This window comes from Caulobacter sp. HJHS_5 (assembly GCF_056683955.1).
The window spans coordinates 1-9,930 of record NZ_JBWZNC010000010.1; the positions used below are offsets into that span (position 1 = coordinate 1).

At 68.3% G+C, this 9,930-nt stretch carries 7 protein-coding genes; 3 read left to right on the forward strand and 4 right to left on the reverse strand.

Annotation, left to right across the window (positions count from 1 at the left end):
- Positions 1-398: 398 nt before the first annotated feature.
- Positions 399-3,173 carry an outer membrane protein assembly factor BamB family protein gene (locus ACFLIT_RS17775; protein ID WP_479912604.1) on the forward strand — a complete coding sequence of 925 codons (2,775 nt, stop codon included), beginning with the start codon at positions 399-401 and terminating at the stop codon, positions 3,171-3,173.
- Positions 3,174-3,230: 57 nt separating this feature from the next.
- The gene (locus ACFLIT_RS17780) at positions 3,231-4,046 is read left to right on the forward strand and encodes a sugar phosphate isomerase/epimerase family protein (RefSeq protein ID WP_479912605.1); all 816 of its coding nucleotides are present in this window, start codon (positions 3,231-3,233) and stop codon (positions 4,044-4,046) included.
- On the opposite strand, the gene ACFLIT_RS17785 is transcribed toward ACFLIT_RS17780, so the two are convergent.
- From ACFLIT_RS17785 to ACFLIT_RS17800, 4 genes are read right to left on the reverse strand one after another with little or no spacing between them, the layout of a single operon-like run.
- On the reverse strand, positions 4,043-4,921 hold the full coding sequence (locus ACFLIT_RS17785) for an HpcH/HpaI aldolase/citrate lyase family protein (protein WP_479912606.1): 879 nt from the start codon (positions 4,919-4,921) through the stop codon (positions 4,043-4,045). The two genes, ACFLIT_RS17780 and ACFLIT_RS17785, sit on opposite strands and share 4 nt — an antisense overlap.
- Entirely contained in the window at positions 4,918-6,165 is a 1,248-nt protein-coding gene (locus ACFLIT_RS17790) for a CaiB/BaiF CoA transferase family protein (protein WP_479912607.1), read from the reverse strand. The genes ACFLIT_RS17785 and ACFLIT_RS17790 overlap by 4 nt, the downstream gene beginning before the upstream one ends.
- Entirely contained in the window at positions 6,158-7,918 is a 1,761-nt protein-coding gene (locus tag ACFLIT_RS17795) for a thiamine pyrophosphate-binding protein (RefSeq protein WP_479912608.1), read from the reverse strand. The genes ACFLIT_RS17790 and ACFLIT_RS17795 overlap by 8 nt, the downstream gene beginning before the upstream one ends.
- Before the next feature lie 11 nt (positions 7,919-7,929).
- Positions 7,930-9,360 (reverse strand): aldehyde dehydrogenase family protein, encoded by a 1,431-nt coding sequence (locus ACFLIT_RS17800; RefSeq protein WP_479912609.1) that lies wholly within the window; start codon positions 9,358-9,360, stop codon positions 7,930-7,932.
- A 325-nt stretch (positions 9,361-9,685) separates the two neighbouring features.
- Here ACFLIT_RS17800 and ACFLIT_RS17805 point away from each other — a divergent pair.
- The coding region (locus ACFLIT_RS17805; protein WP_479912610.1) for an MFS transporter at positions 9,686-9,930 on the forward strand (245 nt) is incomplete at its 3' end.

Genomic DNA, 9,930 nt, shown 5'->3' on the forward strand with positions numbered 1-9,930 from the left:
CTGTTCAACTTCTGCACCAACCTGGCGGGCATCATCACCCCCATCGTCATCGGCTTCGTCGTCGCCGCCACCGGCTCGTTCTTCGGCGGCCTCGCCTTCATCGGCGTCATGGCCCTCATCGGCGCCTGCTCCTACATTTTCCTGCTAGGCGAGGTGAAGCGCGTCGGCGATGACTAGCCGCGCGTACGCCGCCGTCCATGGCCTCCACGCGCTCACTTCAACGCCACCCAGACCCGCCGTCGACCGCGCTCCTGCACGCCGCATGAGCGTCGTGCGCCGCTTGACAGCGGCGGCGCGTCGGGCTCTACGGTGATGTACCGCACGGTACACGAATAGATCGATGACCCCTGAGGGAACGTCGACGTCAGCTTTAGGGAGCGACCTGGATTCCGATGAAGATGAAACTCGTCATTTCGTCGCTGTTCGCCGCAGGGGCGGCGGCCATGGTTTCGCCGACGGCGATCGTCGCGGCTCAGAGCCTCGACAAGAACTGCTGCATTCCGACCGGCGTCGACTGGCCGAAGAACGGCGGCAACTACGGCAACCAGTCCTATTCCGCGCTGAGCCAGGTCAGTAAGGCCAACATCAAGTCCCTGGGCCCGGCCTGGGTGCTGCACGCCTCGGCCGAGCCGGTGACGACCCCGGTGGCGGGGCCGGGCAATACCGACGGCGGCCAGCAGACGACGCCGATCGCGGTCGACGGCGTGCTCTACTTCGACACCCCCACCGGTGGGGTGATGGCGGTGAACGGCGCCACGGGGGCGGTGAAGTGGAAGTGGCAGCCCTCGCAGGCCGCCAACGGCTATGCGCCGGTCGGCACCCGCCGAGGCGTTTCGGTCGGCGACGGCAAGGTGTTCACCCTGGCCGGCGGCAACCGCGTGGTCGCCCTCGACAAGGAGACCGGCAAGGAAGTCTGGGCCGTTCAGCCGACCAACAACGGCGAGACCCTGGGCACCACCGCCAAGGTGGCGACCATCTACTACAACGGCATGGTCTACGTCGGCACCAACGACAGCCCACGCAGCGCCGGCTACGCCGTGCGCTCGAGCGACGGCAAGCTGATGTGGTCGTTCTACGGGGCCTACCCGCACGGCACGATGTTCACCGACGTCAACGGCAAGACCTTCGACGCGGGCGACACCTGGACGAGCAAGAACGCGCCGAACGACACGCCGAACGAATGCTACAAGAATTCCGGCACGGCGCCGTGGATTCACCCGGCGATCGATCCCGAGCTGAACCTCGTCTACTGGACCTATGGCAACGTGCGGACCTGCGCCAATTCGCAGGACGGATCGGAGCGGCCCGGCGACAACCTGTTCGGCAACTCGGTGGTCGCGCTCGACGCCACCACCGGCGCCTACAAATGGCACTTCCAGTCGGTGCACCACGACACCTGGGACATGGACAACGTCCACGCCCCGCTGCTCGCCGACGTGACCATCGGCGGTCAGCGAAAGAAGGCGATCTACTACGGCTCCAAGCAGGGGCGGACGTTCATCCTCGACCGCACCAATGGCAAGCCGCTGCTCGGCGTCGAGGAACGGCCCGTGCCGACCGACTCCCGTCAGCTCAGCTCGCCGACCCAGCCCTATCCGAAGCAGCCGCCGTGGCTGCCCGACTGCCTATCCTACCAGAACCTCGGATCGGCCATTCCGGGCGACCACAACCGCGCGCCGCCGAACTACAACGGCTATCAGGCCGAGCCCGACCCGGCCCATCCGGGCCAGCTGAAGCTGGTGCTGCGTCCCGGCAACTATCTGGAAGCCGACAAGCCGTTCCTGAGCGGACCCGAGCGTAAGGGTTGCCTGAACGATCCGCATTGGCAGGGGCCGGTGCTGTCGACGCCGAGCCAGAACGGCGGCGCCGACTGGTCGAACTACGCCTATTCGCCCAAGACCAACCTCTACTACGTGGCCTATTCGACCAACGTCGGGGCGCACGCGCGCGATCTGTTCCAGGGCGGCAACGGCCTGCGGGCGCCGGGCGTCTATCAGACCGGCGGTCTGGCGGCGATCGACGCTTCGACCAATCTCGTCAAATGGCGCCGCGACATGGGGCCGGGCGACGACATCGCCCACGGCAACAGCATGCTGGTGACCGGCAGCGGCCTGCTCTTCTTCTCCAAGCCCGACGGCTATCTGATCGCCATGGATGCGGCGACCGGCGCGGAGATCTGGCGCTTCCAGACCGGGGCGACCAGCGCTTCGGGCGCCATCGCCTATGAGGTGGACGGCGAGCAGTACATCGCCATGGCCGCCATGGGCGGCTCGCAGCCCTACGGCGAAATCACCAAGGGCGACATGATCTGGGCCTTCAAGGTAGGCGGCAAGGCGCCGTTCACCAGCGGTCCGCGCTCGGCTCCGGTGGTGGTCTCGGGCAGCACCGAGGCGCCCGATCCGCCCGCGCTGGTCAACCTGCGCCGCCCGGTCGACAACACGCCCGGCGACTGGCTGCCGCCGAACACGATCTATCTGGCCTACCAGAAGACGGCGTCGCCACGCCGTTTCCCTGGTCTGCCAACGCCGCCAACCAATCCCGGCCCCGTGCGCGACAGTACCGCCACCGCCTCGATGCTGCCGTCGCGCCTGACGGTGCCGGTGGGGACCGAGGTTACCTTCACCAACCCCGGCGACGCCCAGATCGGCGCCGGCGGCGGCAACCAGAAGGAGCACTGCGCGACGCAGTTCTTCGAAGGGAAGTTCAACTTCCGCCTGCAGCCGGGCCAGTCGGGCAAGTACACCTTCGATCGCGAGGGCGAGTACTATTACAACGACTGCACCGACCCCCGTCCGACCGGCAAGGTGATCGTCACCCTGGCCCCGCAGGACGCCGCGGTGAGCATCGCCGGCGGCTCGGTCGACCTGCGCTCGGCCACCGGCTTCCACACCGGCGTCACCGGACAGGTCACCGCGACCATGACCGTGCCGGCGGGCTGGACCCTGGATAAGGACACCCCGGTGACCATCGTCGCGCCGCTGAGCAAGCTGCCATTCAAGGCGACCCGCGCGACCCTGGCCGGCGGCAAGCTGACCGCCAGCTTCAACAAGGGCGATATCGACAACAACATCGTCGCCGGCGACGCCCAGCCGTTGGTCGTCACCGCCAACTTCTTCTCGGCCGGCGTGCAGAAGAAGCTTCGGGGCACGGCGACGGTGAAGGTGGTGAAGTAGTCGGAGACGGCGGGGCCTTCACGGCCCCGCCGACCTGTTCGACAGGCGAACGGCGCGATGCCCGTCTATTCCCTGGCCCATTTGACCGTGCTCGGTTGCGCTCCGCCGCAGGCGGTGGAGATCGCCGCGCGGTGCGGCTACGCCTGCGTGGGTCTCAGGACCATGCCGCTAGGCCTGCCCGGAGAGCCGCGCTGGGTGCTTGAGGACGACCCCGGACTGTTTCGCCAGACGCGGGACGCCCTGCGCGCCACCGGCGTGCGCCTGCTGGATATCGAGGACGCGATCATCGCGCCGGATCGGGATGTGGCCGGTTACGCCGCGGCCCTGGAGCGTGGCGCGGCGCTCGGGGCGCAGCATGTGCTGTGCAATGTCTGGGGCGACGGCTCACCCGCCTTCGTGCAGGACCAGTTCGGCCGGCTGTGCGACATGGCCCGGCCCCTCGGCATGCGAGTGCAGTTGGAGTTCGTCACCTTCACCGCCGTGGCGACCCTGGGCGCGGCCTGGACCTTGGTGCGGGACTGCGGGCGCGGCAACGCCGGCGTGCTGATCGACACCCTGCATTTCCTGCGTTCGGAAACCTCTTTCGACGAGATGGGGCAGGTCCCGCCCAACCGCTACGACTATCTGCAACTGGACGATGGGCCGCCGGGGCCGCGCCCCAGCCTCGAGGAAATGAAGCGCGTCGCCCGCGGTGAACGGCTGCATGTGGGGGAGGGGGCTTCGCCGATCCGGCAGATCGTCGAGCGTCTGCCCGGCCGCCCGCTGTCCATCGAGGTCATCCACGCCGAGCGGGTGAAGCGGCTCGGCTACGAGGCTTTCGCCGCCGAATGCCTGGCGCGGGCCAGGGCCCATCTGGAAGGCGAGGCGGCCTAGTTGCGGGCGGCGATGGCCGCGGCGCGATCGAGCAGGGCCTGGGCGCGGGCGACGATGGGGGCGTCGATCATCTTGCCGTCGATGGCGAAGGCGCCCTTGCCCTGAGCTTCTGCCTCCAGCGCGCCGTCGACGATCTGCCGAGCGTAAGCGACTTCATCCGCTGTCGGCGAGAAGGCGTCGTTGAGCAGCGCGACCTGGGTCGGATGAATGGCGCTGGAGCCGTCGTAGCCGAAGGCCCGCGAGCGGCGGGCCATGGCGAGATAGGCCTCTCGGTCCGCGAAGTTGGTGTTCACGCCGACAATGCCGAAGGCCATCAGGCCGTGAGCCTTGGCGGTGATGATCAGTTGCTGCTTCGGTCCCATCAGCGTTTCTTCCGAGGGTTCCATGCCGACGTCGGCGCAGAAGTCTTCCGTGCCGAGGCTCAGGGCGACGAGGCGCGAACTGGCGCCGGCGATCTCGTCCATGCGCAGCCAACCGCGCGCCGACTCGATCAACACCACGAGGCGAGTATGGCCCTCGGTAAGGCCGGCGCGGGCTTCGGCGGCGGCGATGCGGTCTGCGAGGCGACGGACTTCGACCGCACTTTCAACCTTGGGCAGATAGAGGGCGGCGACCGCCGGGCCGACTGCGGCGTCGATATCGGCCTCGGCCAGTTCCGGCGCGCCGTTGATGCGCACCAATACATCGGCGCCGGCCCGTCCGACGCGGGCGGCCGCCTGGGCGACCAAGCCCCGCGCGGTCGCCTTTTCGGCCGGCGGCACGGCGTCTTCCAGATCGAGGATGACGGCGTCGGCGCCTCGGGTATGGGCCGAGGCGACGAACTTCTCGATGTGTGTCGGCACATAGAGCAGGGAGCGCCAGACGGGACGGCTCATTTGCCGCCTTCCACCGCCACGCCGCGGTTCAGCCAGTCGGCGTAGGTCGCCTCATCGACGCCGATCTCGCCGAGGATGGCGCGGTTGTCCTGGCCGAGCGTCGGGGCGGGGGCGCGGATCGAACCGGGAGTCGCCTCCAGGCGCGGCACGACATGGTGCATGGGGAAGGCGCCGACCTCGGGATCCTCGTAGTCGGCGAGGATTTCGCGGTCGATCACGTGCGGATCCTCGAGGATCTGCGAGGCGTCGTAGATCGGGCCCACGGTCACCTCGGCTTTCTCCATCAGCGCCACGGCTTCCGCCTGGGTATAGCGCGCGAAGAACTCGGCGACGATGGCGTCGAGCGCCTCGACGTTCTTCAGGCGGTCGCTGTTGGTCCTGAAACGCGGATCGTCGATCAGCTCCGGCCGGCCGATGGCGCCAAGCACGCGCTCGGCCATGGTCTGGGTCGAGCCGGAGAGGCCGACATACTTGTCGTCGCTGCAGCGGTAGGCGTTGCGCGGGGCCGAGTTGGTCGAGCGGCTGCCGGTGCGCGGCTTCAGCTTGCCGGTGAGGCGGTACTGGGCCGCCTGCGGACCCATGATCGCCAGCAAGGGATCGTAGAGCGGCAGGTCGATCACCTGACCCTTGCCGCCCTCGGCCTCGGCCGCGCGCAGGGCGATCAGCACCGCCGAGGCCCCGTAGAGGCCGGCGACGCCGTCGGCGAGGTACATCGGCGGCAGCACCGGCTCGCGGTCCTCGAAGCCGTTGATCGCGGCGAAGCCCGACATGCCCTCGATCACCGTGCCGAAGCCGGGGCGGCGGTGATAGGGGCCGTCCTGCCCCCAGCCGGAGATGCGGACGATGATCAGCTTGGGGTTGGCGGCCAGCAGCACATCGGGGGCCAGCCCCATCTTCTCCAGCACGCCCGGGCGAAAGCTCTCCATGAACACCGAGGCGGTCGCGGCCAGCTTGAACAGGATGTCCTTCGACTCCGGGCTGCGCAGGTCGAGCGCCAGGCTGCGCTTGTTGCGCGAATAGACCTTCCAGTGGGCCGAGATCCCGGCGCTGCGCCAGTCGCGCAGGGTGTCGCCGGTCGGGGGTTCGACCTTGATGACGTCGGCGCCGAAATCGCCGAGCTGCTGGCTCAGCACATTGCCGGCGAACAGGCGCGACAGGTCGAGCACGCGCACGCCGTTCAGCGGCCCTGCTGCGTCGGCCTCCCACGCGCGATGATGCAGCGTCGCCTTGGTGTCGTCAGTCATTCCCGTGCGCCAGGAAGTCGGCGATGTCCCAGTAGCCCGTGCGCGGCATCGGCAGGTCGCCGCGGGTGATCACTTCCAGCAGGAAGGGCTCGTTCTTGTCCAGCGCGTCCTTGATCCCGGCTTCCAGGTCGTCCGGATTCTCGATCTTGGCCGACTTGATGCCGAACGCCTCGGCGACCTTCTGGAAGTCCGGATTGTAGGCCTCGCCGTCCGGCGTCTCGAACATCGTGCCGTAGGTGTTGTTGAAGTAGGTCGAGCCGACGATGCGGATCGTCGAGTAGCAGTAATTGTTGAACACCACCCACAGCACCGGGATCTTCAGCTCCACGGCCGTGGTCAGGGCGCCGAGCACCGACATCAGGCCGCCGTCGCCGACGAGGCCCAGCACCTTGCGATCCGGCGCGCCCATGGCCGCGCCGACAGCCGCGCCGGGGGAGAAGCCCATGGTCGCCATGCCGCCGCTGGTGATGAAGCCGTAGCGGCCGGGAATTTCCAGCTGCTGGCCGGCGCCGTTCTTGTTCCAGCCCACGTCGGTGACGAAGATCGCGTCGTCGGGAGCGAGGCGGGAGAGGTCCTTCAGCAGGCGCGCCGGGTGGATCGGCGTGCCGTCGTTGTCCTGGGTTTCCTTCAGCTCCTCGCGCCAGGCGGCCTTGCGCGCGGCGATCTGCTGGGCCTGGGCCTCGACCACGGCGGCGGGGCGGGGGCTGTCGCCCAGGGCCGCGACCAGGGCGGCGAGGGTGGCCTTGGCGTCGCCCACGAGGCCGATGTCGACCGGATAGCTCTTGCCCAGCTCCTGCGGATCGATGTCGATCTGGATCAGCTTGGTCTTGGAAAAGTCGAAGGTGTGCTCCGGCCGCCAGGACGAGCAATCGGCCTCGCCGAAGGCGGTGCCGACGGCGATGATCACATCGGCGTTGCGGGTGGTGTCGTTGGCGCAGCGCGCGCCCCAGATGCCGGTGGTGCCGACCGAAAGCGGCAGATTTTCGGGGAACACGCCCTTGCCGACCAGGGTGGTCGCCACCGGGGCCTGCAGGGTGTCGGACAGGTCCTTGAGTTCGGCGAAGGCGCCCGACAGGGCCACGCCGTTGCCGGCGTAGATCGCCGGAGCCTTGGCGGCCGCGAGCAGGGCGGCGGCTTCCTCCAGGCCGGCGGCGTCGGCGACCGAGCGCGGATAGTTGGGCCGGCGCGAGACCGTCTCGGGCAGGGCCTCGAGGTGCTGCGAGAAGACGTCCATCGGGATGTCGAGCAGCACGGCGCCGGGGCGGCCGGTCTGGCAGATGTTCAGGGCCCGGTGCATGACCTCCGGCAGGAACTTGGCGTCGTCGACGCGCCAGACGCGTTTGCAGATCGGGCGGAAAATGTCGCCCTGCGAGGCGTCGGCGTGCAGGCGCATCGCCTGGTGCGCCTCGCGGGGGTGGTGATAGCTGGGGGTGTTGCCGGTGATCACCAGCATCGGGGTGCCGTCCATCGCCGCCGAGGCGACGCCGGTGACGGTGTTGGTCAGGCCGGGCGACAGGTGGACATTGATCACTGCCAGCTTGCGCGAGACCCGATAGTAGGCGTCGGCGGCGTGCACCGCCTGCTGCTCGTGGCGGAACGAAATGTACTCGATGCCGAGCTGCTGGCAGGCGTCGATCAGGGCGTAGTTGGTGTGGCCGCACTGGCCGAACACCTTCTCGACCCCTTCGGCCTTCAGGCACTGGGCCATGAAGATGGCGCCGGTGACCGCTTTCGTGACGATGGGCATGTTCATGGGCAAGTCCTTCAGAGCGAGATCGTCACGAGACGTTCTTCGGTCATTTCACGCATGGCGTAACGGGGGCCTTCGACCCCGACGCCGCTGTCCTTCACGCCGCCGAACGGCATCAGATCGACGCGGCTCGAGGACGGTTCATTGATGTGCACGACGCCCACGTGGAGGCGTTTCGAGCCTTCGATGGCCCGGTTCAGGTTGCTGGTGAACAAGCCGGCCGCCAGCCCGAAGGGCACGGCGTTCACGGCCTCCACCGCCTCGTCGAAGCTGTCGAACGGGATCACCGACAGCACGGGGGCGAAGATCTCGTCGCACATCACCCGCATCTGGGGCGTGACCTCGGAAAGGATGGTCGGCGGCAGGATCGCGCCCCGCCGCTCGCCGCCGAGCACGACCTTGGCGCCCTGGGCCACGGCCTCGGCCACCCAGGCTTCCGCCCGCGCGGCTTCCTTTTCGCTGATCATCGGCCCGACGTCGGTCGTCTTGTCCCAAGGATCGCCGATCCTCAGGGCCTGGGCCTGATCGGTCAGCATCGGCAGGAAGGCCTCCAGCGCCGAGCGCTCGACATAGAGGCGTTGTGTCGAGGTGCACATCTGGCCCATGCGGCGGAAGCCGGATTGGGCGACCCGCACGGCGGCTTTTTTGAAGTCGGCGTCGGCGCAGACGATGGTGGCCGAGATCGAGCCGAGCTCCAGCGCCACATGGCCGAGGCCGCGCGCCTCGCGGATTTTCTTCCCCACCGGGGTCGAGCCGGTGAAGGTGAAAAAGTCGAAGCCGGGATGCTCGATCATCATCTGGCCGACCGTCGAACCCGCGCCCTGCAGCAGGTTGGCGTGGGCCGGCGGCAGACCGGCCTCCAGCATCAGTTCGAACAGGCGCGTCGCTGAGAACGGCGTCGCCTGCGGCGGCTTGAAGACGACCGTGTTGCCGGCCGCCAGGGCGGGAGCGACCTTGTGGGCCACCATGTTCAGCGGCGAGTTGAAGGAGGTGATGGCCCCGACCACGCCCCGCGGGACGCGGATCGTATAGGCCATGCGATTGGCTTGGTCGGGCGCGCCGTCGATCGGCACGATCTCGCCCGTCAGGCGCTTGGCCTCCTCGGCGGAGACGCGGAAGGTCTCCATGGCCCGGCCGACCTCGTTGAAGGCGTCCTTCCAGGGAATGCCGCTCTCGCCGATGATCGAGGCGGCCAGCGCGTCGCGATGCCGACCCAGCAGGTCGGCGACCTTCATCAGGATGGTGTAGCGGGCGTTGGGATCGAGCGGCTGTTCGAGGAAGGAACGCCGCGCGGCCGCTACCGCGGCGTCGACTTGGACGGCGGTGGCGCTCCAGCCCTGGCCGATCGTTTCGCCGGAGAACTTGTCGGTGACGAGAAAGGCTTCGCCCTCCGCCGACCATTGGCCGTCGATCAGATTGCGCGCGGAATTCAGAGGCTTGGACATACGCTAGACGCCTTGGTTGCGCCCATGACCGGGCGACCTTCCTTAGATAGCTGAGACCTGGCCGCTTTCGCGTCGGTCGGCATGCGGGCCTTGCAGCCCCGGCTGGATTCCCTCCTGACAGGTGCGCTCCACCGGTTCGTGCGACAACGCGGGTTGGCGCCTGTCATTGCGTGATGTACCACACGGTTACGTAGTTGCATGCCTATTGTCGGCGGTGGGCCGCGTCAAGACGGCCGGGAGCGAATGTTCCTGCGGCCGGACAACACAGCGCTCCTCGCGGGCGCAGATGAGACCCCGGAAAACCCCGGGGCAGGGAGGAGTGCGGATGACCAGCAGTTCGGGCGTTGCGCCCATGCGTGCGACGAAGGGCCGGTACGGAGTGCTGGCGTTGATCGCGACGGCGACGATGATCAACTACCTGGACCGGACGCTGCTGAGCGTGGCGGCGCCTTTGATGTCGAAGGACCTGGACATCGGTCCGGCGGTGATGGGGCTGGTGCTGTCGGCGTTCTCCTGGACCTATGCGCTGGCCCAGCTGCCGGGCGGGGCGCTGCTCGACCGGTTCGGCAC